The following is a 25,104-nucleotide window of genomic DNA, read 5'->3' as shown; positions in this document are numbered from 1 at the left end:
ACGCTAAGCATCATGAGTGTTTTTCCTTACTCATCGTTTCTACGTATTCATCCTTTTTACACCGTTAATATGTATTGTTGAGGCAATCAGGTAAACTGGTTGCCTCTTTTATTTGAATACTACAGTCTGTTGGAGACGACCTTGCAACTACAACTGATTTGCGAAGATGCTACCCAAATCGATCATTTGAATGACTTAGCGACCCGCTGGAACTTATCTCATGATGAAAGCAGCGATTTTGCGTTGGTATTAACGAGCGAGCGACTTGAGTTACGCAAAGTAAACGAACCGAAGTTGGGCGCTATCTTTGTGGATTTAGTAGGAGGTGCCGTTGGTCACAGACGTAAGTTTGGGGGCGGTAAAGGCCAGGCGATTGCCAAGGCGGCAGGTTTAAACAAAGGAGCAACACCGACTATCCTCGATGGCACGGCCGGTTTAGGACGTGACGCGTTTGTGTTGGCCTCGTTGGGCTGTAAAGTGCAAATGGTAGAGCGTCATCCTGTCGTGGCCGCGTTGCTTGATGATGGCTTACAACGCGCGCAGCAAGATCCGGATATTGGTGGTTGGGTAAGCGAACGTATGACGTTGATTCACGCTTCAAGCCATGACGCCTTAAATAAGCTCTGTGATGATCCTAATTTCAAGCAGCCAGATGTGGTTTACCTCGACCCTATGTACCCACACCCTGAAAACAAAAAGAAATCGGCTTTGGTTAAAAAAGAGATGCGCGTATTCCAATCTTTGGTCGGCGCTGATATGGATGCTGATGCTTTATTACAACCTGCTCTTAAGCTCGCATCAAAACGCGTTGTGGTTAAAAGGCCGGATTACGCCGCATGGTTAGACGAGCAAAAACCAAGCATGGCGATCGAAACCAAAAAGAACCGTTTTGATGTGTATGTGAAAGCATCAATGACCTAGGTAAAGTATCAATTACTCAGTTAAAGCATCAATAACTTAGCGACATGCTAAGAAAATTCCCCGTCATAAATACGATAAATCACCATTTAACACTTGCGATAGTCGCGTTACGGATGTATATCTAACTAAGAATCATTATTATTCTTAGCTGGAGTTGTAGCATGGCTAAACGCTTTTGTAAGTTAAACCGTCGAGATATTACCGAACATCTAGGTGAGATCCACAGCTTGGTCACTGAACCCAAGTTTGTGTGTCGTTCTTGTGCGCGTTCTTCGGCAGATCAAGCGAACCTATGCAAACCGACTGCAATTCCACCGCTTGGTTGTCAAAGCAAACCCATCGAAGAGAAAGTGGTGTGTGGCCTGTTAGCTGAAACGCTGCCTAAGCCTGAAATAACGCTTGTTGAGGTTGTAGATTCGCCTGATTCTGCCGTACAAATGTTTGATCCTAGCGTTGCTAAGAAACCATCATTGAAAAAAGCCAAGCTGAAAAAAATCATGGCGAGCAACGGTCAGAAAAAAGAGCTTAAGCGAGCGAAAAAAGCCGCGAAGAAGCAAGAGAAGTACAATAAGAAATTGGCGAAGATGATTAAGAAGCAGCAAAAGCTGTTTAAGAAAAGTCAGAAGATGGAAAGCAAACTGGAACGCATCAACCTACAACTTGATGACGTTGTTTTCACAGAAAGCCAATCGTTGGTAGCAAACCATATTCACTAATACTGAAGATGATAAGTTTATTTAAAAAGAGCGACCTTAGGTCGCTCTTTTGCTTTCTGGGGTAGCCACAATCTGTTCAATCCAATCGTTCGGTTAAACGTTGCTTGCGGATCTCGCTGCGCGCTTCTTCACCCAGGTCTCATTGAGGAATAGAGAAAACAAGATAACGCAGCCACCAATGGCAAGTCGAACCAGGTCAACATCCCTATTCCAAATCAGGATGTTCACTACAAGGCCGGTTGGAACTAAGGCATTATTCATTACGGCCAGTGCGCCTGCATTCACCATACATGCGCCTTTATTCCACATAAAGTAACCCAGCCCCGAGGCTATCAAGCCTAGGTAAATCAGGATTCCCCATTGAAGTGTGGTCGTTGGCAACTTCTCAGCGTTGCCCAGTAGCATGAAAGCAACCGAAGCGACGCATAACGCACCTAAGTAAAAGTAACCAAAGACCGTTCTTTGCGGTAGTTCAGTCGATTCCTTCTCCATCACCACTTTATAGCCTACTTGTCCGATAGCAAAGCACAGGTTAGCGCCTTGCACGACTAAGAAACCGACTAAAAAATTGTCGTTGATCCCTGCAAACTTAATAAAAATGGCTCCAAGCACTGCCGTCGCTGCTGTTACCAAATACCACGGTGAAAACTGCCCTTTTAGGAAGTCATAAATAAGTGTGACGTAAATCGGCGTGAAAACCGTAAACAAAAGGACTTCAGGCACAGATAGTAGCAAGAAAGATTGATAGTAGAAGCAGTACATCAGACCAAGCTGGATACCACCAATTGCCATCAATTTAGCGATCAACTTACGCGAGACGCCACGGAACTTAAGGAAAGGAATAAATACGATGCCAGCAAGGGCGACGCGCATTAAAACAGAAAACCAAGAATCAACCTGACCAGCAAGGTAGACGCCAATCAGGCTAAATGAGAAGGCCCACAGGAGGGTAACACCAGCTAAATAGCTCATACAAAAACTTCGTTAATAAGATATGAGCTGTATGTTACCTAACCTTAAATCATTAGTCTTCTGAATCTCTTAGAGGCACGACCAGCATATCAACCGGTGATGCGTTGATCAGTTGTCGTGTTGAAGAAAGCAGCTTGCTCCAAAAATCTTGGTGATGTCCGCAGACCACTAGATCAACATTAAACTCGTTGATGGTGTCACACAGTTCATGACTCAAGTCACCGCTGCCTACTAAAGTATGAGCGATTGGGTACTGAGCGTGTTCAGCAAAACTTTGTAATTGAACTCGTGATGCTTCCATCGCATTGTGCTGAGTTTCTGCCATGTTGATATCAATCAGCCCAGTATAAAGCTCGGCATAATTAATATCGATGTGGATAAAAGAGACTTTTGCACCCAATGGTTTAGCCAATACAACCGCTTTATCGACGAGTCGTTTACTGTCTTCAGATAAATCGACCGCAACCAAAATATGTTTGTAACTCATATCGCTACCTCCCTATTCATTGTCTAGTTAAAGATTAGCACTATGTGATACCTTTTTTTGCCAGAGTGATCTCATATCCATCGTCTTGCGTAGTAAGAGGTAAGTATTGGTTAACTAATGGCCTGCGAGATATTCATTAAATAGTGATATGATAGAGAAAATAACGGATGTAATTAGGAGACCGAAATGCTGTCTAAAACAATGGTTGAGCAACTGAACGATCAAATTAACCTCGAATTTTTCTCATCCAATCTATACTTACAAATGAGTGCTTGGTGTGAAGACAAAGGATTTGAAGGTGCAGCAGAGTTTCTGCGTGTTCATGCAGTAGAAGAAATGGGACACATGCAACGTCTTTTCACTTACGTAAGTGAAACGGGTGCGATGCCAATTCTAGGTGCGATTGAAGCGCCAAAACATGAATTTGATAGCCTTGGTGCAGTGTTCCGTGAAACTTATGAACATGAGCAAATGATTACTCAAAAAATCAACAAACTCGCTCACGTCGCTTTTAGCACACAAGATTACTCAACCTTTAACTTCTTGCAATGGTACGTTGCAGAGCAACACGAAGAAGAAAAATTATTTAAAGGTGTATTAGATAAGCTAGAACTTGTTGGTGAAGACGGTAAAGCACTGTTCTTTATTGATAAAGACTTAGCGCAATTGGCAAAAGATGGTTCATCTTCAATTATGGAAACTCCTGCTGTTTAGGTAGTAAGAGAAAGACACTGATTATCTTTTTCTTCCGAGTTTTCTGATGAAGATGTAGGGAGGAAAGGATGATCAGCGGCGACACTATTCTATTTGCACTAATGGTTGTGACATGTGTGAACTGGTTGCGTTATTTTACTGCGCTACGAACACTCATTTATATTATGCGAGAAGCGCACCCTTTGCTTTATCAACAAGTAGACGGAGGCGGTTTTTTCACAACCCATGGCAATATGACCAAACAGGTTCGCTTGTTTAGTTACATAAAAAGCAAAGAATATCATCATCACCATGATGAAGTTTTCACATCGAAATGTGATCGAGTGAGGCAGCTATTTATACTTTCTGTCTCTTTGCTGGGTGTAACGTTACTATCTTCGTTCATCGTTTAAGCGTGATCTGGGTTTTGGTTGTAGGTCTCGTATCCAATCAGTGAACATATTGATGCTTGCGATTTGTACAATTGAACATCAATTGCAAAGTTGAAAATTGCCGCTAAAATAGCGAGCAACAAGTAAGGATGTGCTGTTTATGCACATCCTTTTTTATTGACCGCATTTCGAGAACAGGGCGTACTCGGGCTGCAAAAGTGAAGAAAAGCAGAACCACAATGAGTGAAAAATTTGATGTAATCGTAATTGGTGCGGGCGCCGCGGGCTTAATGTGTGCTGCGGAAGCTGGTAAACGCGGCCGACGAGTGCTGGTGGTTGATCATGCAAAGAAACCAGGCAGAAAAATTTTAATCTCAGGTGGCGGCCGTTGTAACTTCACTAATTATGATGTTTCAGCAAACAACTTCCTGTGTAACAACCCTCACTTCGTGAAGTCAGCGCTGTCTCAATACACCAACTGGGATTTTATCTCGATGGTGAGCAAGTACGGCATTGAGTTCGAAGAGCGTGCTCACGGCCAATTGTTCTGTGTGAATGACCACACCGCAAAAGACATCGTGAGCATGTTGCTTGAAGAGTGTAAGCAGGCGAAAGTTGAACAACGCTACCGTTGTGATGTTCACTCCATCGAAAAAACAGATACTGGCTTTAAGATGCACCTCAACACCGACGAAGTTGAGTGTGACTCATTGGTTGTCGCGACAGGTGGTTTGTCGATGCCTAAGCTCGGCGCAACGCCATTTGGCTATAAGATTGCCGAGCAGTTTGGTTTGTCTGTGTTGCCGACTACCGCAGGTTTGGTGCCATTTACTTTGCATAAAGAAGACAAAGAAGCCTTCGCTGAGCTTTCTGGTATCGCCATCCCTGCTGAGATCACCGCTCAAGACGGCACTGTATTCAAAGAAGCGCTGCTGTTTACACACCGCGGCTTATCTGGTCCGTCAGTACTGCAAATCTCTTCATTCTGGAAAGCGGGCCAATCGGTCTCTATCAACCTAGTACCCGAAGTGGATGTTGCGGAGCTACTTGAAAACTCTCGCGAGAAACACCCAAACCAGAGCCTGAAAAACACCTTGGCGAAAGTATTGCCAAAGCGTTTTATTGAAGTACTGATTGATCGTAAAGAGCTGGAAGACAAGCCACTTAAACAGTTTAATGAAAAGCAATTGAATGGCGTTGTAGAACATCTAGAAAACTGGAAAATTGCGCCAAACGGCACCGAAGGATACCGCACGGCCGAAGTGACTCTAGGCGGTGTAGACACCAATCACCTATCTTCAAAAACCATGGAGTGTAAGAGTGTCTCTGGCCTCTACTTTATCGGTGAAGTGATGGATGTAACTGGCTGGCTGGGTGGCTACAACTTCCAATGGTGTTGGAGTTCTGGCTTTGCCGCAGGGCAGTGGGTTTAGTTATGTGTAGAGACAATAAAGTTCGCCCGTAAGCACTAAAGTTTGCCCGCAAGAGCATTTTCAGACAATAAAGTTTGCCCGTAAGGAGAACTAACCTATTCTTTACAGAGGTAAGCCTTATTGGATTAATCATGGGACGTGGACGAAAATTAGAGTCGTTGAAAGACTATCAACGGGCGCTGAAGAATAGGTATGGAATAGGCCAAGGCTCCGAGTATAAGCCTTGGCTTCGAATTCAAGATGTAAAATCCAAAGGTACTCGTTCGTTAATCTACGGTAGGAAATCTCAAAGACACCACCATATGATGTCTTCAATCGAAAGTGAGTTTTTTTATCTAGCGGAGTTCTCGGATAGCGTTATTGATATCCGAGAGCAGTTCCCAATCTTGCCTCTCAACTACACACAAAAAGTAGCTAGCATACTGGGTGTAGAGCATCCAGCACATCCTCAAACGAAAGAACCTATCATCATGACGACTGATCAGTTGCTCACGGTGAGCTCTCTTCAAGGTAACTCATATCACGCAGTTTCTGTGAAACCTGAAGATGAGTCAGACAACCTACGTGTACTCGAAAAAATTGATATTGAGCGAGTTTGTTGGGATCTTCTTGGAGTTAAATTTAGCTATTTTACTGGCAATGATTTGACAAAAACTCAGAGTCGTAACCTCGATTGGGTCACTTCTCCTTTCCGCGAAAATCCTGTTCTTTTTTCTAATGAGCAGGTCGACTGCGCACTATCTATTATTCGGTTAGGTCAATGTTTTATTGAAGATATTCATAGTCGATTTGTTTCGATGAGTATTGCTTCCAATAATGATGCCTTGTTGCTGATTCGCTACCTCATAGCAGAAAAATTCATTGATGTGGATTTGTCTATTAATATTCCAGAGTCAGGTGTATTAGATGTTAAAAGAGTGTTGATGGATAAGAGGGGAGGAATATATGGAGCTTCCTAAAAATAGTGTTTGGGAGTTTAAGGGCTCTGATTTAGCTGAAGATAATTTGTATCGAGTCTTGGATATCATGCGTGATGTTGAGTCCGTGGTGCTATTTCCTCTCAATAAAACTTCAACAACAGTACGACCTGTTGCTGTATCGGTCGAGGCATTTTGTGAGCAAGTAAAATGTCAAAAAGTTAAAAAATCGCGGTTTATCTTACCTAGTTTTCTTCTGGTATCTGAAGAGAGCATTCCTCAAGAACACATCGTTCGTAGAGATAAAAACTATGAAATGGTCAAAGATATTGCTTTTGATAGATCTTTTGTTTTTGACTACGCAACAAAAAAGCGTGTCCCTCAGCTCGCAGAATTCGCTCGGGAAATCGGAATAGATCGTAAAGCTTTAGCTCGACTACTGACTCTATTTTGGCGTTATGGTCAGGACAAAATGGCTCTGCTTCCCGCTTTTTCACAAAGTGGTGGTTTGGGTAAGGATAGAAAGCCGACGAACAAGCCACTCGGAGCCCCAAAGAAACCTAGGACGGTTGCAGTAGAAAGAGCAACTAAATACATCGTTTCTGATGTTGATAAAGATAAGTTTAAGAAAGCGCTTAAAAAGTACTATTTGAAAGAATCTGGTCTTACTTTGGCAAAAACATATAAAAAAATGCTAGCAGATAGTTATTCTGATGAAGTGCGTTTTGCTGATGCATGTGGAAGGCCGCCAATTGTACCGACACTCAAACAGTTTAGTTACTGGAGAAAAAAACTATTTGATAAAGAAGAGATTATTAAGAGTAGAACGACTGAAAATGACTATTTGAGAAATAAAAGGGGCTTATTAGGAAGTGTTATTCAGGATAGCTACTTACCTGGGACTCACTTTGAAATTGATGCTACCGTTGCAGATGTGCACATTGTTTCTGAGTTTGGTTCTCAACATGTGTTAGGGCGACCAACTATTTATATTGTAGTGGATAGAGCTAGTAGAATGATCGTAGGTATGCATGTATCACTCTTCCATGCTTCATGGCGTGCTGCGAGGCAGGCATTAGTGAATTGCTTTCTACCTAAGTCTAATTATTGTAGAGAATTCGGTGTGGATATCGAAGAGTCTGAATGGCCGTGTGCACATATTCCGAAAGAACTTGTCTGTGATAATGGGGAGATGATTGGTTTGAAACCTCAGAAAGCTCTTACTCCTATGACTAAGTTGTCCTTTGCTCCTCCTTATAGGCCTGATTGCAAAGGTGTGGTTGAGAAACGTTTCGATATTTTAAATAAAGAAGTAGTTCATGAGTTCTTAGGAACGACGAGAGGTGGAAAGGTTGTCAGAGGTAATCGAGATCCGAGAAAGGATGCGATCTATACATTAAAAGAAGTTACTACTGAAATAATAAAAGCCGTTCGAGAGCATAATCGCTCGACTCTAGGTGACTTAGCCTTTTCTAGCCCACTATTGGTTGAGAACGACTTATCGCCTACCCCACTAAATTATTGGAAAATTCACGTTGCTAAGCACAAACATGAGCTGCAGGCAGCAAGCCCAGGTGAAGTGATAGCTCGTTTACTCCCTCCGGCTGAAGTCAGTATGACGCGAAGTGGGATTCACTTTAATGGGTTGTATTACTCTTGCTCAGAACTTGAAGAGCGTGATTTGGCATCTGTAGCAAGGTCGTCTGGTCAATGGCGTTTAGAAGCTCGAGTTGATGAAAATACGACAAACCACATTTATGTACGGCTAGATAAAAATAAAGGTTTTATCCGTTGCGAACTTTTGCCTCGTAGTCGTATGTTTAGCAATAAATCCATATTTGAATCAGATTTTATACAGGATTGGCTTGATTCAAAAAAAGAATTAGCTCCTATAAGCGTAGCTTCAATCGACGATCATAAGCACCGACAGCAAGTGACGCGCGATGCGAAGACGCGAAATAAAAACTCTGAAAAAATGACGTTTGCAGATAAAACAACAAATGTCCGTCAGCATCGTAAGGATGAACTTTCTGCAACAACGAATGTGCTTACCTCTGAGAGCGATAATTCAGCCTTAATTGAAGTCTCAGAAGCTCCACATACAGGTAGCAAGGTTATTCCGCTACCAAAGGGGAGAAAAAGAAGAACCAAAGGAGGCAAGTAATGAGAGTGGAGAGGGCAATCTATCATGATGCAATCCTACCTGAGCATAAAGGAAACCCATTAATAGAAGCTCTTCGACCAAAGAGACGTTGGGAAGACGTAATGGAGGAATTTAGTAACTATCCAGGTTATGCCGAAGATATTGCAGATGATCCAGATCCTTTAGTTCGAGAAGAGTACTTAAATCGAATTGAAGAGCTTAGACAGCCTCTAACTGCTTATCAAGCTTGCTTTAGAGCGGTAGAAAGAGCAATCAAAAAGGGATACTCAGTTAAGAACCCACTCAAACCTACAACTGCACAATATTTACACTACTTGGTAGATGAAAGGCCAGATGTCGAACCACTAACTGGTTTTTTTCAACCTAAAGGTGATGGATTGACTCTGATCGGTGAAAGTGGTGTCGGCAAGACATCCATGATTGAGCAAGTCTTGGGTTACTTTCCAAATGTTATTGAACACGATCGATATCATGGTCAGACGCTAGGACTGAGAAAGCAAGTGGTTTGGATTAAGGTTGATTGTCCTAGTAACTCAAGTGTAAGGGATTTATGCGAAGAAATATTATCTTCTTTAGATCTTGCTCTGGACCGAGAGAAAACTAAGCCAGCAGGGACGATTGGAGCTCTTGTTCGTCAGATGGAGCAATGCATTAAATCAAGCTTTCTTGGGATGTTAGTCATTGATGAGATGCAAAACCTTCAGTTCAAACGCACTGGAGGTGAAAATAACCTTCTTAAATTCTTACACAGATTGGTAAATAAATTAGGGATCCCTTTATTCTTTGTGGCAAATCCACCATTTGACCAGACATTAATCAAAGAGCTAAAAGCGGCCAGGCGTGCTGAAAGTGGTTATCATCACACTATGTCAGCCCTTGAGAAGGAGAGTGACTCTTGGAAGGCTTTCATAGGACAGCTTTGGAATTACCAATGGACCAATGTATATACAGAGCTGAATGACGAACTAAATGATACGCTTCACAAACTTTCGGTTGGTAATATTGATATGGCAAGTCGTACATATCGAGAGGCTCAGCGGTTGGTTATTGGAAGTGATGATGAAAGAATCACTGTTGCTACACTTGAATCGGGTAATGCCGTTGCGTGTGGGTTATCACGACAAACAGCCGAAGTTCACAAGCTAAAAAGTACAGTTGCTTTGCCTAGCGGTAAGCAACGACGAATTAAGCAAGACGGGAAAGTCGCTGCAATAAACATCGATAAAACGGGTGATATCACAAAACCTCAGCACCCAGAGTTTTCAGCGCAACTCATAGAGCTTGTAGGTGCAGTTGACTTATTAAGCCGAATTGACAACCCGAACTTATTTCAGCAAGCGGCTAGTATGGATGAACCTATACGTTATTTAAGATCTCGTAAAGTCCTGTTAGACGATCCTTTGTTGGAGTTGTCCTATAGTTGAGTTAGTTATCACTCTTTAAAAAGGGGTTGGTTATGTCGCTGCCTCAAGTGCTTCCTGATGAATCTCTATTTAGTCGAATATGTCGTTACTTAGCGCTCTCGGGTACGTCACGTAATCAGTCCTTACAGCGCTTACTGGGGGATGGAAGAGCAGCTGTTCATCCTTACCTGACTGCTCATTTAGCTAATCTTAGTCGATTTACTGAGGAATCGACGGGGAGCTTGCTGAGGTATCAGACATTACGTCCCTTATTTGCTTATTATTTGCCTCGATATAGCACTGGAATTAATGATGACTTTGCTAGCTCTAATGATTTAATAAGGGCTTGTCAGCTATCAGCTTTTCGAGAAAGAGAGCATTTAGTCGCAAAATATTGCCCCGAGTGTGCACAAGAAGATATGCGTAACTATGGTGTTGCTTATTGGCACTGTACACATCAAATCCCTGGTCTATGGGCATGCTCAAAGCACAATACTTGGTTAGTTCAGAGTGAACTTCCTAGTCGTTCTCATACGGATAGCCACTTTCTCCCGAATCCTTGTGTTCAGTCAGAAAGCTGTGGAAGTTTGGCGATGAAATTTGCCGAATATACAGAGCTAAAGTTGAACGTAATTCGTAATGAACGAAGTACAAAGGAAGTGTTTTCTGACTTGTATCGACGAGAGTTAAAAGGGAAAGGGGGCTTGACCAACGCTGGTCGGGTTAAAAGAAAAGCACTTGCGTTGGGGATGTTTGAAGTATCAGCGCAATTGTCACCGCGTCCATCTTATCTATATCCTCGCTCTCGAACTGACTTTCGATACTTCTCATCTTTGCTTTTAGGTCAACACCCACAACATCCATTCAAGCACCTCTTGTTGGAGTTTTATTTGTCTCAATGTTTGTCTGATAAGATCTTTCATAACAATGTAAGCCCTCCCCCCTCTAAAGAACTTGAGTATGAGGAGTGTTGTTGTGAGCTATTAAAATCAGGGTTATCCATGGCTGCAGTAAGCCGAGAAATTGGGAAAAGTAGATGCTACGTTAAAACTATCGCCTTGAAGTTTAAGATCCCAGTCAATTTAAAACCAAAAAAGATTACAGACAGACTAAAAGAATCCATCGTAAGGTTGGCTTATAAGGGCTTTCATCGCAATGTGATTGCTAAAAGGTTTGGTGTGTCGATAGGCAGTATTGAATTAATTATATCAACAACCTATGGGTTGGTTGAGTGGCGCAGAAAGTGCAAGAGAGAATCGCTCAAGCGAAAGTACAAATATTCGATTTTTAAGTTCGTGAAGGTCTATCCAAATTCATGCCGGCAAGAAGTAAAGAAGAATTGCGAAGCTGCATTTTATTGGCTTTATCAGCATGATCCTGAGTGGCTTGAATTAGTTCTTCCGATTCCTCAGAGAGCGTACCATATTGATCGGGTGGATTGGGTGGCTAGAGACAAAGAGATTTTTCAGAAAGTGTCCGAGTGGATATTTGAAAATGGAAGGGCTTTGACTTATGCAGAGTTAGACCGCAGGTTAGGGGGGCATGGATGGCTAACTTCAAAACAACATAAACTACCAATAACTATGAAGCTTTTAAGGACACATAGGCAGCAAAATGAAAGCCATGAAGACGAGTAGGGAAGTGCATGGCTAAATCTTTAATTCAATTTCATATGTTTCATAAGGAGAGTGTATGAGCTGCAAACAATTAGATGTTGGGGTGAAAGTTGCCAGAAGGCTACTAGAACAGTGGGGAGCGAGTCAGGAGGAAATTGATGTGATATTGGGCGATGATGACTTGGAGGCTGCTACAAGAGTGAGTCATATCCTCAACATACATGCATCTCTTCGACAAATATTCAGCAATCCGAAGAATATTAATAATTTCATGGGTAGCAAAAACGGCAACGATTTTTTTTCCCAAAGAACTCCTCTTAGTATAATTGTATCGGGACGCTTATCAGACCTGGAAGATGTTCACCAAAACATCGAGAGTTTGCTCGTAAGGTGAAAATGTTGGCTTTCTAGGCTGGGACCTTACGTTAACCCAATTGGTTACTTCGAATAATGCTGAGCAGGAAGGCGTGCTTTTCTACATTTTTAGGAACTGATCATTGTTTGCTCAGTTTTTATAATAAATAATTGGTGTATCATACTCATTGTCTGAGTTTCCACAGATTGAACTACTCCATTCAAACACACTTCTGGACAGAAATGAGTTAAGATTGTCCCTTAAGCCATTGGCTTCGAAAAAACTACGTTCAGGCGAATCCACATTGAAGGCTTTTCTAATGTGCCGTTGGTATGCATTCCGTGTAACATCACGTGTGGTCAGTCTCAGAACTGACTAAATCTCTAATAACCTCTTTAAGCATACTTAGTCTGCCTGCATCTAATGCATTTTCATGGTGTGCTTTCAACACGTTGATAGGCTTTAAATCGCTCCGTTTTTTATCAGGTTTAGGTATTTGGAGGAAATCTTCTAAATCAGACTCAAACTGATGCAATCCTGTTGTACAAGGTGTCTTGGCTCCTTGGATGATGCCATTCCAAACTTTATGATTAATGAACTTATTTACAGCGTCATTATCTCCATCAAATAGTACAGAGTGTTTAATACCTAATACATTGAGTAAATGCATAAATCGATGCAAATTAAATTTACCTACACAATCTAAGATGTATACGCGCTGTTCTCTCAAAAACTCCCAATCACTATCAGCTAAGCAATCAAGCAATACTTTTTCAGATGGTCCTTCACACAATAGTACATGTCTTGCAAAGAAGAGATTTGAACGCTCTGTATCTAGCCACAAAAAGTACTTTATCGCTTCATCAGCAGCTCTTACTTCCTCATCAAATTCGGGAGACTTATCTTCCCCATGAACTCTTGCAGCAACTAGGTTGTTTGATAGTATTTCCTTTAGAGAACGCTCTGTTATTTGATAAGCTGTTGTAGAATCTGTTTCTTTGAAAAGTCGAGAAATAGAGTTTATTGAGTCGATTGACTTGCTAACGAAAACTGATGAATGCGTCGAAACTAATACTTGTTGCTGCTCGTCTGAAACTAGTTTATTTAAGCTTCGGTAAAGCACATCTTGCTGTGCGGGATGTAAAAATGCCTCAGGCTCTTCAAATAGTATCAATGAAAAATCGGGGTTAAAATCTTTTTTGGTTGATTTGGTTTTAGCACTATATTTAGCTGAAAGCTTGATGAGTGTATATATCAAATGGCGTTGTAAACCTTGGCCAAATGACGAAATATCCACTCGCTCACCAAGGTTACTATCTTCAATATGTGGCTTTAACAAGCTCTTGACTAGGTCATCAGTGTTAATAGGGGACACTTCAATATCAAAACCTACACCCCATTGTTTCAATTCACTATTTATTTCAGATTTAACACCATCAATTGAAAATCCGCTAATTTCTTCCTGTTTAAATACTTTATTGAATTCGTTAAATGCGGTTGTTAACGTCTTAAATGACTCACTACTAGCAATAGCCTTTTTCATCACCACGTTAACCATATTTCTAAATGGTGAAGGTCCTGTAGTTTTCATGCTATCTTCGACCTTACTAACTGCTGGTATGTAGATAACACTACCTAGCTTAGATGTGGATACGTTAGCAGCACCGTAAAACAAATTGTTAGATAACTGCCCGTTCTCATAAGCATAAATATTTGATTGTTTAGACTGAACTAATCCATGCTCTGACTGAAGATATTTACGTACCTTAAGAACTCGATCTGCTGAACGATACTCTTCCTTCAGGGAGTCTTGTTCTTCTGGTGTAGTTAAGAAAGAAAGTTCAATCCAACTCTCTTTATCATCAGTTGAAAATTTGGGGAAATCTCTCTTAGTATCGAACTTTAAGCCACTTTCTTCATAAAATACGCGCAACGCCGACAAAAGGTTTGTTTTTCCTGAGTTATTTTCTCCAACAATCAAAGAATAAGGGTTAACCTCAATAGCAATATCCTTGATTGAACGGAAATTATGCACTTCAATTTTTGTGAGTTTCATATTAGTTATCTGCTTCTATAAAAATTTCCAAATGCCGCACTCTAAACCAATGCTGGGGTATCTATTCAGTAAGCCGACTTCAGGTATCAAATAATAAATTATCGCCACATTAGACACTTTCAGCGACTGATCTAACAGCTTTAACGATTGAAAATGGTCTTATCTCGTCATTGGAGAAATGAACCTTATAACAAGGGTGTGATGCCCATACACCATTATTTTGACGTTTCTCGTAGGCAACACTGAAAGCTGTAATCAATCGACCATTTAGCTCATAACCTGGTGAGTTATCACAGTATCTTACGTATACATCTTTGAGTGCTTCATATAGCTCACCTGCCTGAATTAATCCGCTTGATAGCTGTTCTTCCTTCTGCTCGGTGAAATAGCTAATAGCGTCGCCTTGTTTCTTAAATAGCTTCCCTGCAATTGTGACTGATTTTGCTTTGCCCATTAATATTATCCTTTAGATCTAGTTGTTGACTTATCTTACGCCCCTGACTTGAACCCAACTCTTTTTGTCCGCTTATAAGTTAGCTTAATATTCAACTGAATACATAGTGAGGCGTTAGATAAACTTGGTCAAACTGAAGTGACTAGAAATGTGTCCTAAACAGGTTTGGGGCAAAATCGTGCTAGATATCAAGAGTGACTGACTACCCCCTTCCGCATGTCGAGCAGGGGAGCTAAAGCTCCAAATCTTTTATACTAATCGTACTCAAAAATTAAGTAGTTCTTATCACCATGACTTTGATGACCACGATTGGATAAAAAGGCCATCACCGCTATCTCTCTTTCCAGTGCTTTAATATCAGCATTTATCCTTGCAAGATTACTATCGTATCGTTATGAGTAGCTTGAACAGGTACATTTCCGATCAAACTATTGCTCTCTGACAGCTCGTAGGTTTCGGTGTCCTGTGTGAGTAGAATAAAGTTTTATACCAAGTAATAAAGATTCATACTAAGTATTAAAGTGTCATACTAAAAGGTGGTGTTCTCCAATCGGTACGCTGCCTTTTGTGATTACGGATGTTATGGCTCTAAGAAGGTTCTGCCCCCAAAACAATTCAGAGCAAAAGCTCTTGCTTACTTCGAACCTAGTAATTTCCCCCATCAAAAGTTATCCGAAAGGGGTTGGGTAACAGCATTTTGAAATTATAAGGAATCATGAAATCTAATCTCTGTTAACTTTCATTAACCTATTGATTATACGTTGATGTGATATTAAAAAGGTTTCATAATAAGTGGATGAAAAGCGGCTTTAGTCTACTAATAAGTGTTAGATGAATAGTAAAGTAGAACACAATGAATACAATATTTCATATAAACCATAGAGCATCAGCCTTTAAAAACATTAGCTTTTGGTTATGTTTATGCCTGCCGTTAATTATTGGTCTTGCTGTAGGGACAATCATTTGGCTACCTCTAGAGTTAACTATGAACTCGAAAGGTTATAAATATTTTTTGGAAATAAGCGCACTACCCTTAGGTATTATGGGTTTGACATTTCCTAGCGTCGGTATTTACATGTTTCAGTTTAAGTCTAAGCAAGCTTCTGAGCTATATCTAATCAGTAAAAATCGAGATATAGAAATGAAAAGGGATAAATACCTAGATTCACTGATAGCTTTGAGTGTGATTGTTTCTAGAATAAGTAATCATTTGGCTGGTTTGGAGAAAAGTTCAACGATTGATGAATTTGATTTAGAGGAGCTGACAACTCATTTTAATCATGTTCAGAGCTTGTGGGAAACCATATTTAAAGATCCAATGTATGCTGTTGCACTATCTCGTTTATACAAAGATTTGGAAAAAGCAGATGCTTTTTTTTGTGGTGCGAGTCTGGGCATTTCTATTGACAAAACATATCACCTGAAAAAAGGTGTTTACTCTACGCTTATGAATGAGATGAAGGTGATTTCACTTAAGATCGCAAAGGACGCTTCGCATTGTAAATCTAAATCGTTACAAGACATGTATAACACCTATCTACTGTGTGGCTTTCCTCCTGAAGAAGTTGAATATGAACTGAAAAATGAAATACAAAAAATGGATGGGCTTGATAATAAAATTAGAAGCTTAGAGTCACAGTGAAGTGAGTAATTCATCATGCAAGCAGTTTAACATTGATTCGTGACGTTTGGCATTTACGGCGCAGTAGTTTAAGTAAGTTGCTAGCGTTGCTCACTACCTGACGCGGCTACATGTTTTTGGGACGTAATTTGAATAATTTAATTCGAGACAATATAGCAACGATGGTTGCTGTTTTGATTACAGTAATAAGTCTAGGTGCTTTTTTTATACAGTTTCACTCAGGTCTCTCAAATGAACAGAGTGATTGGGGGAGCTTTGGTAGTTATATTGGTGGAGTTCTTGCTCCTTTGTTTGCATTTTTAGCGTTTCTTGCTGGTCTAGAAAACTTGAAGTTTATTAAAAATCAACAAATCAGCGCTGAGACTCTAATGGCTATCCGTGCATATGAGAAAGATCTTAAAAGTTTATATGAGATGGTTGTAACTTGTGATGACCCATGGCTTTGGGTGCACGATATGGGAGGAGAGTATGCAGGATTGAAAGAACTTCCATTGAGCACTCTTTTAAAAAGTGACTCGCTAGACTGGGAATATCACTTGTCAGTACTTAAAGAGAGTCCTAAGTTGCGACGCCAACTTCAAGATAATGAAATTTGGTTACAAGCCCTAAATGCGTCCAACGGGCTATTTCGGTACATCGACTTATACCAAAAACAAGGTGGTGATCAGTCTATAATTGATCTTAGTATCAAGTTTGAAGTGCGACACTTTCTACAGATGCGCATGAATATACTCCGTTGGTGTCCTATACCCAAGCCTTTTGCGTGGGCGCGTATTTAATTTGTGTGCAATTTCATTGCAGAGCTTCTGTGTCACGTGTGACATAGAAGTTCGTTTTGGTAAGTATTGTCGTATCAAGCCGTTGGTGTTTTCATTTGTACCTCGTTCCCATGAGTGGTATGGATTTGCAAAGTAAAACAGACAGTTATGATGTTTCTCTAGTTGTGCGTAACCATGAAATTCAGTGCCGTTATCAGCAGTTATCGTCTTAAAAGGTAAGTCAGAGCGGGTCATTATTTTGCTCATTCTTACGTTGAGCGACTCGCTTGTTCTATCGTCCATTTGCCCAATAAAAGTGTAGCCTGTCATTCTGTCGACTAAAGTCACGATACAGTGCTTGGTTCCGCGGCCAACGACGGTATCAATTTCCCAATGACCAGGCTCTTTTCTATGCTCTGCATTTGCTGGTCTTTCGGTAATATGACGCTTTGCAGCTAGCCGTCCACGGCTGTCTTTTGAGTTATACCTTTTACGCCTTTTCTTGGTGGATTGGCGTAGGTGTTTCCATAGTGTTCCACCGAGAGTTTTGTCGTTCCAAACATGCTGATAAATGAGCTCGTGGCTCATTGTTGGATAGCCTCTTACCCTCAGATATCCGACGATTTGGTCAGGACTCCAATCCAGTCGTAGCAAGGCTTCAGGTAACCTGAAGTCGATTTCGCTGTAGCGCTTATTTCTGCGCGACCGGCGCAGCCGGTTGCGAGCCATTTGTTGGGCTCTCCATGCCTGATAGGAGTACCTTTTAAAGTGTCTGTTGTATCGGGAGTTGCGTTCAATTTCTCGATAGATAGTGGCTTTGTGACGCCCCAGTTGTTTAGCTATTTTAGCGGTACTAATTCCTTGCTTTCTGAGTGCAGAAATCATATACCTTTCGTTCTCAGTGAGGTGCGTGTATCTCATGTTTTTTACTTCTTGGCGGGAGCAAACTTCATGATTATCGCATCTCACTGTTTTTATGTTCAGAGGTGTCGCACTTCGTACTTGAATCCAAGGATTATTACACTAGTGCTTATGAGATTCCTTACAATCGGCTTATACGCAGCGAGATAGTATAAACCTAACAATGTAAGAGTGATGCGTCACGAGTGACATTTTTAGTATCCGTTGTTTTTAGTGATTAAGGTGGTATGTGGCAGCAGTAGTATTGCGTGCCTCACCTTAATTGGGCTATACATTTTAACCAAACTAAGGAGTAATCTTGGATTTACTAACTTCTTTGATCGGCTTCATGGGTGTTGTGGTTGGTTCTGTTATTTCCTATGTGGCAACATACAAATTTAAAAAGTTGGAACTTGAAACGAACGAGCGGCAAAAGCAAAAAGAAAATTTGAACTTAATCTACTGTTCTTTCTTGTCAAAGGTGTCAACTGCGATTAGTGCCCTAGATTTAGATAGCTCTAAAAACTACTCAACTTATCTCTCGCCAATCAACGAGGATCTCGTTCTTATTGAATTATTTAGTACTAACGAAGTGTATGACAAAGCTAGCTTATTAGTTTCAGAGGTGACCGATTTATTTGCAGATGAGCCTTCGGCTACTTTTGGTTCGTTCAACAGACTGAAAAGTGACTTCGTAAATGCGGTTAAAACTCAGGATAAATCAAATGTATGACAAAAAGAGCTTAATGCGCATAAAGCTACCGCCTAAGGTTGAGATAGGCGGGTTTTCATGTGAGATGTCGTTATTTAAACTCTTTTAGAACTTCTTTTTTAACTTTGTTCCATTGGTTTTCATCATCGAATTCTTCGACAAGCATTAGGTCGTGAAGGTAGATACTATCTCCCAACGTTTCCCCTGATTTACGAACAAAGCACTTAAAGATACGCGCCGAGCCAAATATAGGGTTTATGCCAAAAGCATATGCTACACAACCGACTTCAAAGCGTTGTTTTTTTCCAAAAGCGTTTGTTGATACAACCGATAAAGTGTTAGTAATCGTTTGGTCTTTGACTATAGTCTCAGAGTCAAGGATTTTGATTTCTGCGACAGCGTCATTAATAAGTTCATAAAATTTCTTAGTAAATGTTTCTAAAGGCACTGAGGCATTCTTTAACCCTTGTACAGTTCGTTCTTTTACTATTTCTTCTAGGTGTTTTTTTTCTTCTCCTGAAAGCGTTGGGTTTAAACTTGCTAGAATGACATCTGCTTCTTGGTTGAATGATTCATCGTCCAGTTCACAGGAAAACTGAGATATAGCATTAGAAATATCTTTCTCTAATTGTGGTTTTTTTGCCAAATACAAAGCATCTCTTAGGGAATCACGCTCTTTTATCAATTCATCTTTATTATGTGAGGCTGACTTTCTATAATCTTGTAACGCGATGAGTTCAGCTAAATAGTCTTGCTGGTATGGATCATCCTTGTATTTGGCTATTTCTTCTACAAGGGAATCATCACCTTGCCAACCCCAATCACTAATTTTTTTAGTTATCGCTTCAATTTCATCCGTGTCATGTAGAATGTTTTCGTAAATATCTATAATTTGTCTAAATGCAGTCGCACCATTGAATTGCTGTTTAACTCTGTTAACTAATTGCTCTGGAGTCTCATTATCTTTGATAACGTGACCACAATACTTTGTGCTACCAGTTTCTATAACTAAGTTCTTGTTAACTTGTGTTTGCAAGTACTTTTCATAGATAGCATCTTTGTTAACCAAACCGACAAGGCCTGTAGCTGCAACTATGATTACAGGTGCTAAAAATTTAATCATTAGAGTCTCTTAAGTACAAATTCATAAAATATCGCTAATAGTACTGCATAGTCATACGTAGGCATAGTTACATGACAAATAAGGATAGATGTCGCGCCGCTGACATCTTATCCGGGTATTGGACAAACCTGACGCCACTTTATTTAGTAGATTATTCGATGAAGATTGAAGCGGACTACTCCTGAGCTATCTACACCATTAGCTTTGGACATCGAGTTAAGCGACTTTTCCATACTGTAAGTAATTTATGAAATGCTAATATTCTAATTCCCGAAACTCATTTATGTCCAAAGGTGTGCTGACGGGACATGTAACACGAAATTGGCCAAGGGCGAGGTAAGCTTAGTATGGGGGTAATAAGTTAAAAGATGATAATAAGTCCTTCAGACGAATCTGCACATAGCTTTATTTTAAGGCATCATATTGTTTATGGTGTCTCGGATGTATCTAATATCGTAAGTAAAAGCGGATATTGGGTGAGGCAACCTGGCGTACTAGATTCTACAGTCCACCTGTACCAACAACATGAAGAGCATCATCTTTTAGTGCTGGTTATGAACTCTAACATTGTTAAAGAAACTAGGGCTATTTTCAGTAATCCTCAATATTTTTTATCGAGGTTGAATGAGACGTTTTATAAGGGGAAAGGGGCTTCTCAACAGTCTGGTTACTACACCATTAAGTTTTGTCCAGATTGTATACGTGCACAGATTAGGGAGTTTGGCTTCGGCTATTTTAAGGCCTGTTGGTTATGTAGTGATTTTTGCGTTCAACATCATCAGACACTACGAAATGTAGACTACCCACTTTCTAACCCCTATGACTATCTCCAAAAAATCTTATCAGGTCACTTTCCTGCCAGAATACATTCTCACGAAATTCGTAGATATCATGTAGAAAATACATTGCTCAAATTCGCTGCAAAGGCTTCCCCGTGCCTAGCGGAAATTTTCCAAAAATGGATAAGGAAGCGCCTTCACTTGATTGATGAGAAAGTTGCTGGAGAGTGTGGGGTTAATGATAGAGCCCGTGTTCTTGTGTGGTTACTGCATGATGATGGGCGTTTCCGTAACGCAGCACATGTTCATTTAGGCCTGATACTAAAAGCGATACAAAAGGTCTATTCAGATCATTATTTAGACTTTATCAATACACATAGTAAAACCATTATTATTCCTTGCGGTATTAAGTATCGAGAAACAGTGTTTATTCCGTTCATGGTTCATAATGAAAATGATTGTCAAAAATGCCTCGAGATCAATTGTGTTGCATCATGTTCTATCCCTGTAGTTTGCTCAATTGTTCAACAGAACTTAAGAGAAGAAATGAACTTATGTGACAAGATAATTTACAGAGAGAACATAGGTCAGAATACAAATTTCTTCTTTTCAAATAGGAAGAAATAACCGGACGAAAATTGATTTGTGCAACAAGGTTGCGTGAGGAGGTTCCTGTTTTGTCACTTATTTCGGCTATACTTTACTTCATAAATAATGAAATGTAAGAGTGTAATTATGTTAGAGGCCGATGAGTGGGAGTTTCCTTTTTTGCAACCTCAAAAACTTCCTAACGTCCCTTTTATGGTTGTAGACCCACGAGATTTACCTGATGAGTGGCAAGAAGCCTTTGAGCATTTTTTGATTGGTGCTGCAGCCCCTCACCCTATCTACGTTTATCAGCATGATTATGAAAGATTCTGTTTACTCGTGAAGAAGGGAGATATACTAATTTAGGTGGCTTGTGTAAAAAGAATCTGTAAGAGTTGCAACAACTACGGGCAAACTTTATTGTCAATTTTTCCTCTTACGGGCAAGCTTTATTGTCGCTGCACAAGTTATTTAGTCAGATGAATAAAAAATGGCGAGTCACATGACTCGCCATTTTTGTATCTATTTCAGAGTGAAAAGTAACTAAGTTGATGGCTTTCGCAGTCAATCGACACTTTTAGTTCTCATTAGCAACTGTCTTGTTTTTTGAAAACTTGATCTGCTGAATCACCAAGCCGGAAATGATTAATACCAGGCCAAATAGAGTGGCAGGGTGAATCTCTTCGCCAATGATGGTTGAAAGTAGCATCAGTGAGATAAATGGCGAGGCAAAAATTAGGTTACTGATACGTGCTGTGTTGTTGGTTAGCTTGAGTGCTGAGAGCCACAAGACAAAGGTAATGCCCATCTCGAACAGACCAACGTAAGTCACCGCCATCCAACCTTTCGCTGTGATTTGGCTAAAGCTTTCACCTTCGTAAAGGGTTAAACCAATCGCGAATGGCAATGCCACTAAGAACCCAAGCAGTACACCCACCACAGGGTCAGCCTTGTTTTTGGTATTGAGAATCCAGTAGCCCGCCCAAAGCAAGGTTGAAAGCAGCGCCAGTGCCACACCGAGTGGGCTATCGAACTGCATGCCTAGCACGTCGCCTTTGGTAGCAATCACCACCACGCCGGCATAGCTGAAGGTACACGCTATCCAATCTTGTTTGCGAATCTTTTGTCCTAGAAACACCGCTGCCATTAAGGTTAGGGTGATCGCCCAGCTGTAGTTGATGGCTTGAGCTTGAGAAGCGGGCAGTAGGTCATACGCTTTAAAGAGAATCAGGTAGTAGGCTAGAGGGTTCACCAAACCGAGCAGGAGGTAATACCAAGGGTTGGAAAGAAACGTAGTACTCAACTGAGTAAGTTTGCCTTGAAAGGCGCAAACCGCGATCAGTGCAATCGACGACACAATGCTGGCGATGGTCAGCATTTGAATCGGTGAAAACTCAGCAAGGGTCAGCTTAAAAGCAGTAGCGACTGTTGACCACAGCAATACCGCAGCAAGGCCAAAGCCCAAGGCACGACGTTCGTTCATAGCAACTCATTCTAATTTGATGGAAATTAATACAGAGCGCTTAGTCTATCTGGCGAATTTTAATACGGCAAACTGGACATTTATCCAGTATCAAAATACCATTTAATGAGTTATTTCCAATTAGGCTAAATCATTATCATGCAATGGATTATCGAACATCAAGCAACGCTTATTGCTGCAATTTCTGGCGCGCTCGTCAGTAGCAGTGTGGTGGGTTGGTGGATAAAGCAAAAGTTCTCTTTTCAACAGCGACTTCTTGAACAGCAACTTGAGTCCGATCGTTTGTTGCATCAATCTCAACAGGCGCAACTCAAGTTATCGCTTGCAGAGGCACAACAAGAGTTGGATGAGCTGGATGATGAGCGAGACAAAGCGGTATTTGAACTCAAGCAAGCGCACGGCAAGGTGATGGCCGCGATGGAAAAGCTTCGTTATTTTGAAGCCGTTAAGCAGGAGCGCCAGCAATATGCAGATGAGATCAATGTGCTGAAGGCTCATAAATCAGAGCTAGAAGCTGAGCTGCGAGAGCAAGAGGCGAGGCACGATCAAGAAAATCTCGCCAATAATGAAAAACTGCAGCTGTTGGAGCATGCTGAATCTCGATTAAAGCAACAGTTTGAGCATTTAGCTAACCAGTTATTTGAAACTAAAACCGCCAAGGTCGATCAGCAGAACAAGCAGAGCCTAGAAGGTTTGTTGTCACCGTTGAGAGAACAGTTAGAAGGTTTTAAAAAGCAGGTTAACGATAACTTTAGCCAAGAAGCCAAAGAGCGTCATACTTTGGTGCATGAACTTAAAAACCTGCAACGTCTTAACGAGAGCATGACGCGTGAAGCGGTTAATCTGACTCAAGCGCTTAAGGGTGATAATAAGCAACAAGGTAACTGGGGTGAAGTGGTATTGGCTCGCGTACTTGCTGAATCAGGCTTGCGCGAAGGCCATGAATACCAAACGCAAGTGAACCTACAAAACGATGCGGGCAAGCGTTATCAACCGGATGTGATTGTGCATCTGCCACAAGATAAGCAAGTGGTGGTGGATTCGAAAATGGCGTTGGTGGCCTTTGAACGCTACTTCAATGCTGAAACTGATCAACAACGCGATGCTGCACTACGGGATCACTTAGTTTCTCTAAGAGCACACATCAAAGGCTTGAGCCAGAAAGATTATCATCAACTCAAAGGCATTCAGAGCCTCGATTATGTGTTGATGTTTATCCCTGTAGAGCCGGCATTTCAAGTGGCGATTCAAGCCGACCCTAGCTTAGTCAAAGACGCGATGGAACAAAACATCATCTTGGTTAGCCCAACGACCTTGCTGGTGGCACTGCGTACCATTGATAACCTGTGGCGCAACGACAGGCAGAACCAGAACGCTCAAGTTATTGCGGAACGTGCGAGCAAGCTTTACGACAAATTGCGCTTGTTTGTTGATGACATGGAAGGCCTTGGTAGCTCATTAGATAGAGCCAATCAAAGCTACCAAGGTGCCATGAATAAGCTAGTAACAGGGCGGGGCAATGTGATTCGTCAGGCAGAAAGCTTCAAGCAATTGGGTGTTGAAGTGAAAAAACCGATTTCGATAGGTTTGGCTGAAATGGCGCAAAATGAGGCTTTTTCAGAAAATGCCTCCTTAGTAGAAAGACAACCTGCTGAGGATAAAGTAAACTAATCGGCCGCAGCGCCTCTTAAAGAGAGAGTGTGCTGTCGATGAGAACTTACCATGGTAGATAACAGCATTATGGACACAAGCGTGCAGACAAATTCAGAAGTAGAGTCAGAAACCACACACTTTGGTTTCGAAACCGTCGCGAAAGACGAAAAAGTCGCGAAAGTCGCAGAGGTATTTCACTCTGTAGCCGCTAAATACGACATCATGAATGATTTAATGTCGGGTGGTGTTCACCGCTTGTGGAAGCGATTCACGATTGATTGCAGTGGCGTTCGCCCGGGTCAACGTGTTCTAGACCTCGGTGGTGGTACTGGCGATCTTACGGCGAAATTCTCGCGTATTGTTGGTGACAAAGGCCACGTGGTTCTTGCTGATATCAACAATTCAATGCTGAATGTTGGCCGTGATAAGCTGCGAGATAACGGTATTGTGGGCAATGTGCATTACGTACAAGCCAATGCTGAAGAGCTACCATTCCCTGACAACTACTTCGATTGCATTACCATTAGCTTCTGTCTGCGTAACGTAACCGATAAAGACCAAGCATTGCGTTCAATGTTCCGCGTACTTAAGCCGGGCGGCCGCCTGTTGGTTCTGGAGTTTTCGAAGCCAGTACTTGAGCCACTATCGAAAGTGTATGACGCATACTCCTTTCACCTGTTACCTAAAATTGGTGAGCTGATTGTCAATGATGCAGACAGTTACCGCTACCTTGCCGAATCTATCCGCATGCACCCAAATCAAGAAACTTTAGAAGGCATGATGCAAGACGCGGGTTTTGAAAACACTAAATACTACAACCTAACGGGCGGCATTGTTGCGCTGCACCGGGGTTACAAGTTCTAGTCGAACTTGACAGTAGGCTCGTT

24 protein-coding genes are annotated in these 25,104 nt (G+C 41.3%); 17 read left to right on the top strand and 7 right to left on the bottom strand.

Going from position 1 to position 25,104, the window contains the following annotated elements:
* Positions 1-141 precede the first annotated feature (141 nt).
* Positions 142-921: a class I SAM-dependent methyltransferase gene (locus OCV24_RS13790; protein WP_136979031.1), complete on the top strand. Its 780-nt coding sequence runs from the start codon at positions 142-144 to the stop codon at positions 919-921.
* A 161-nt stretch (positions 922-1,082) separates the two neighbouring features.
* On the top strand, positions 1,083-1,637 hold the full coding sequence (locus OCV24_RS13785; protein ID WP_150879312.1) for a hypothetical protein: 555 nt from the start codon (positions 1,083-1,085) through the stop codon (positions 1,635-1,637).
* Positions 1,638-1,730: 93 nt separating this feature from the next.
* On the opposite strand, the gene OCV24_RS13780 is transcribed toward OCV24_RS13785, so the two are convergent.
* Together OCV24_RS13780 and uspA are read right to left on the bottom strand one after the other, a co-directional pair.
* A complete protein-coding gene (locus OCV24_RS13780) occupies positions 1,731-2,609 on the bottom strand; it encodes a carboxylate/amino acid/amine transporter (protein ID WP_136979027.1) in 879 nt (292 codons plus the stop codon).
* Positions 2,610-2,661: 52 nt separating this feature from the next.
* A complete protein-coding gene (uspA, locus tag OCV24_RS13775) occupies positions 2,662-3,096 on the bottom strand; it encodes a universal stress protein UspA (protein WP_017055565.1) in 435 nt (144 codons plus the stop codon).
* A 186-nt stretch (positions 3,097-3,282) separates the two neighbouring features.
* On the opposite strand from uspA, the gene ftnA reads away from it, so the two are divergent.
* The 8 genes from ftnA (at position 3,283) to OCV24_RS13735 (ending at position 12,108) form a co-directional block, all read left to right on the top strand.
* The gene (gene ftnA, locus OCV24_RS13770; protein ID WP_017055566.1) at positions 3,283-3,810 is read left to right on the top strand and encodes a non-heme ferritin; all 528 of its coding nucleotides are present in this window, start codon (positions 3,283-3,285) and stop codon (positions 3,808-3,810) included.
* Positions 3,811-3,878: 68 nt separating this feature from the next.
* A complete protein-coding gene (gene uspB, locus OCV24_RS13765) occupies positions 3,879-4,202 on the top strand; it encodes a universal stress protein UspB (RefSeq protein WP_017055567.1) in 324 nt (107 codons plus the stop codon).
* A 218-nt stretch (positions 4,203-4,420) separates the two neighbouring features.
* Positions 4,421-5,614 (top strand): BaiN/RdsA family NAD(P)/FAD-dependent oxidoreductase, encoded by a 1,194-nt coding sequence (locus tag OCV24_RS13760; RefSeq protein ID WP_150879313.1) that lies wholly within the window; start codon positions 4,421-4,423, stop codon positions 5,612-5,614.
* A 131-nt stretch (positions 5,615-5,745) separates the two neighbouring features.
* Positions 5,746-6,573 carry a TnsA endonuclease N-terminal domain-containing protein gene (locus OCV24_RS13755; protein ID WP_150879314.1) on the top strand — a complete coding sequence of 276 codons (828 nt, stop codon included), beginning with the start codon at positions 5,746-5,748 and terminating at the stop codon, positions 6,571-6,573.
* Positions 6,560-8,695, top strand: a complete 2,136-nt coding sequence (locus OCV24_RS13750) for a Mu transposase C-terminal domain-containing protein (protein WP_150879315.1) — start codon at positions 6,560-6,562, stop codon at positions 8,693-8,695. Before OCV24_RS13755 ends, OCV24_RS13750 begins: the two co-directional genes overlap by 14 nt.
* The gene (locus tag OCV24_RS13745; RefSeq protein ID WP_150879316.1) at positions 8,695-10,119 is read left to right on the top strand and encodes an ATP-binding protein; all 1,425 of its coding nucleotides are present in this window, start codon (positions 8,695-8,697) and stop codon (positions 10,117-10,119) included. Before OCV24_RS13750 ends, OCV24_RS13745 begins: the two co-directional genes overlap by 1 nt.
* 32 nt (positions 10,120-10,151) lie before the next feature.
* Entirely contained in the window at positions 10,152-11,735 is a 1,584-nt protein-coding gene (locus OCV24_RS13740; protein WP_150879317.1) for a TnsD family Tn7-like transposition protein, read from the top strand.
* 55 nt (positions 11,736-11,790) lie between these two features.
* Positions 11,791-12,108, top strand: coding sequence for a hypothetical protein (locus OCV24_RS13735; RefSeq protein ID WP_150879318.1), 318 nt, complete (start codon positions 11,791-11,793; stop codon positions 12,106-12,108).
* A 310-nt stretch (positions 12,109-12,418) separates the two neighbouring features.
* Here the strand turns inward: OCV24_RS13735 and OCV24_RS13730 are convergent, their stop codons facing one another.
* Positions 12,419-14,125, bottom strand: coding sequence for an ATP-dependent nuclease (locus OCV24_RS13730; protein ID WP_062854496.1), 1,707 nt, complete (start codon positions 14,123-14,125; stop codon positions 12,419-12,421).
* 109 nt (positions 14,126-14,234) lie between these two features.
* A complete protein-coding gene (locus OCV24_RS13725) occupies positions 14,235-14,579 on the bottom strand; it encodes a hypothetical protein (RefSeq protein ID WP_062854497.1) in 345 nt (114 codons plus the stop codon).
* Between the two features lie 853 nt (positions 14,580-15,432).
* Here OCV24_RS13725 and OCV24_RS13720 point away from each other — a divergent pair.
* Positions 15,433-16,221, top strand: a complete 789-nt coding sequence (locus OCV24_RS13720; protein ID WP_150879319.1) for a hypothetical protein — start codon at positions 15,433-15,435, stop codon at positions 16,219-16,221.
* 128 nt (positions 16,222-16,349) lie between these two features.
* A complete protein-coding gene (locus OCV24_RS13715; protein ID WP_244291745.1) occupies positions 16,350-17,000 on the top strand; it encodes a hypothetical protein in 651 nt (216 codons plus the stop codon).
* On the opposite strand, the gene OCV24_RS13710 is transcribed toward OCV24_RS13715, so the two are convergent.
* On the bottom strand, positions 16,932-17,900 hold the full coding sequence (locus OCV24_RS13710; protein WP_109376058.1) for an IS30-like element ISVa6 family transposase: 969 nt from the start codon (positions 17,898-17,900) through the stop codon (positions 16,932-16,934). The two genes, OCV24_RS13715 and OCV24_RS13710, sit on opposite strands and share 69 nt — an antisense overlap.
* 298 nt (positions 17,901-18,198) lie before the next feature.
* Between OCV24_RS13710 and OCV24_RS13705 the strand changes: the two genes are divergently transcribed.
* Positions 18,199-18,612 (top strand): hypothetical protein, encoded by a 414-nt coding sequence (locus OCV24_RS13705; protein ID WP_012774818.1) that lies wholly within the window; start codon positions 18,199-18,201, stop codon positions 18,610-18,612.
* A gap of 70 nt (positions 18,613-18,682) precedes the next feature.
* On the opposite strand, the gene OCV24_RS13700 is transcribed toward OCV24_RS13705, so the two are convergent.
* Positions 18,683-19,714, bottom strand: coding sequence for a hypothetical protein (locus tag OCV24_RS13700; RefSeq protein WP_150879121.1), 1,032 nt, complete (start codon positions 19,712-19,714; stop codon positions 18,683-18,685).
* A gap of 554 nt (positions 19,715-20,268) precedes the next feature.
* On the opposite strand from OCV24_RS13700, the gene OCV24_RS13695 reads away from it, so the two are divergent.
* Together OCV24_RS13695 and OCV24_RS13690 are read left to right on the top strand one after the other, a co-directional pair.
* Positions 20,269-21,120, top strand: coding sequence for a hypothetical protein (locus OCV24_RS13695; RefSeq protein WP_150879119.1), 852 nt, complete (start codon positions 20,269-20,271; stop codon positions 21,118-21,120).
* A 108-nt stretch (positions 21,121-21,228) separates the two neighbouring features.
* Positions 21,229-21,447, top strand: a complete 219-nt coding sequence (locus tag OCV24_RS13690) for a hypothetical protein (protein WP_045966243.1) — start codon at positions 21,229-21,231, stop codon at positions 21,445-21,447.
* A 211-nt stretch (positions 21,448-21,658) separates the two neighbouring features.
* Here the strand turns inward: OCV24_RS13690 and OCV24_RS13685 are convergent, their stop codons facing one another.
* The gene (locus OCV24_RS13685; RefSeq protein WP_017055569.1) at positions 21,659-22,564 is read right to left on the bottom strand and encodes a DMT family transporter; all 906 of its coding nucleotides are present in this window, start codon (positions 22,562-22,564) and stop codon (positions 21,659-21,661) included.
* 138 nt (positions 22,565-22,702) lie between these two features.
* Between OCV24_RS13685 and rmuC the strand changes: the two genes are divergently transcribed.
* Positions 22,703-24,235 carry a DNA recombination protein RmuC gene (gene rmuC, locus OCV24_RS13680; protein WP_077679792.1) on the top strand — a complete coding sequence of 511 codons (1,533 nt, stop codon included), beginning with the start codon at positions 22,703-22,705 and terminating at the stop codon, positions 24,233-24,235.
* A 66-nt stretch (positions 24,236-24,301) separates the two neighbouring features.
* On the top strand, positions 24,302-25,081 hold the full coding sequence (gene ubiE, locus OCV24_RS13675) for a bifunctional demethylmenaquinone methyltransferase/2-methoxy-6-polyprenyl-1,4-benzoquinol methylase UbiE (protein ID WP_029626870.1): 780 nt from the start codon (positions 24,302-24,304) through the stop codon (positions 25,079-25,081).
* Positions 25,082-25,104: the final 23 nt, after the last annotated feature.

It is taken from the genome of Vibrio kanaloae, assembly GCF_024347535.1.
GTDB lineage: Bacteria > Pseudomonadota > Gammaproteobacteria > Enterobacterales > Vibrionaceae > Vibrio > Vibrio kanaloae.
The sequence above is the reverse complement of the archived record's forward strand: the minus strand, read 5'-3'. Positions and strand labels throughout refer to the sequence as shown.

Coding starts and splice junctions, on each gene's coding strand:
- uspB (WP_017055567.1), top strand. CDS start 3,879: ATGATCAGCGGCGACACTATTCTATTTGCACTAATGGTTGTGACATGT.
- OCV24_RS13685 (WP_017055569.1), bottom strand. CDS start 22,564: ATGAACGAACGTCGTGCCTTGGGCTTTGGCCTTGCTGCGGTATTGCTG.
- OCV24_RS13695 (WP_150879119.1), top strand. CDS start 20,269: ATGAACTCTAACATTGTTAAAGAAACTAGGGCTATTTTCAGTAATCCT.
- OCV24_RS13710 (WP_109376058.1), bottom strand. CDS start 17,900: ATGAGATACACGCACCTCACTGAGAACGAAAGGTATATGATTTCTGCA.
- OCV24_RS13745 (WP_150879316.1), top strand. CDS start 8,695: ATGAGAGTGGAGAGGGCAATCTATCATGATGCAATCCTACCTGAGCAT.
- ftnA (WP_017055566.1), top strand. CDS start 3,283: ATGCTGTCTAAAACAATGGTTGAGCAACTGAACGATCAAATTAACCTC.
- rmuC (WP_077679792.1), top strand. CDS start 22,703: ATGCAATGGATTATCGAACATCAAGCAACGCTTATTGCTGCAATTTCT.
- uspA (WP_017055565.1), bottom strand. CDS start 3,096: ATGAGTTACAAACATATTTTGGTTGCGGTCGATTTATCTGAAGACAGT.
- OCV24_RS13780 (WP_136979027.1), bottom strand. CDS start 2,609: ATGAGCTATTTAGCTGGTGTTACCCTCCTGTGGGCCTTCTCATTTAGC.
- OCV24_RS13730 (WP_062854496.1), bottom strand. CDS start 14,125: ATGAAACTCACAAAAATTGAAGTGCATAATTTCCGTTCAATCAAGGAT.
- OCV24_RS13740 (WP_150879317.1), top strand. CDS start 10,152: ATGTCGCTGCCTCAAGTGCTTCCTGATGAATCTCTATTTAGTCGAATA.
- OCV24_RS13720 (WP_150879319.1), top strand. CDS start 15,433: ATGAATACAATATTTCATATAAACCATAGAGCATCAGCCTTTAAAAAC.
- OCV24_RS13690 (WP_045966243.1), top strand. CDS start 21,229: ATGTTAGAGGCCGATGAGTGGGAGTTTCCTTTTTTGCAACCTCAAAAA.
- OCV24_RS13785 (WP_150879312.1), top strand. CDS start 1,083: ATGGCTAAACGCTTTTGTAAGTTAAACCGTCGAGATATTACCGAACAT.
- OCV24_RS13725 (WP_062854497.1), bottom strand. CDS start 14,579: ATGGGCAAAGCAAAATCAGTCACAATTGCAGGGAAGCTATTTAAGAAA.
- OCV24_RS13755 (WP_150879314.1), top strand. CDS start 5,746: ATGGGACGTGGACGAAAATTAGAGTCGTTGAAAGACTATCAACGGGCG.
- OCV24_RS13760 (WP_150879313.1), top strand. CDS start 4,421: ATGAGTGAAAAATTTGATGTAATCGTAATTGGTGCGGGCGCCGCGGGC.
- OCV24_RS13700 (WP_150879121.1), bottom strand. CDS start 19,714: ATGATTAAATTTTTAGCACCTGTAATCATAGTTGCAGCTACAGGCCTT.
- OCV24_RS13735 (WP_150879318.1), top strand. CDS start 11,791: ATGAGCTGCAAACAATTAGATGTTGGGGTGAAAGTTGCCAGAAGGCTA.
- OCV24_RS13750 (WP_150879315.1), top strand. CDS start 6,560: ATGGAGCTTCCTAAAAATAGTGTTTGGGAGTTTAAGGGCTCTGATTTA.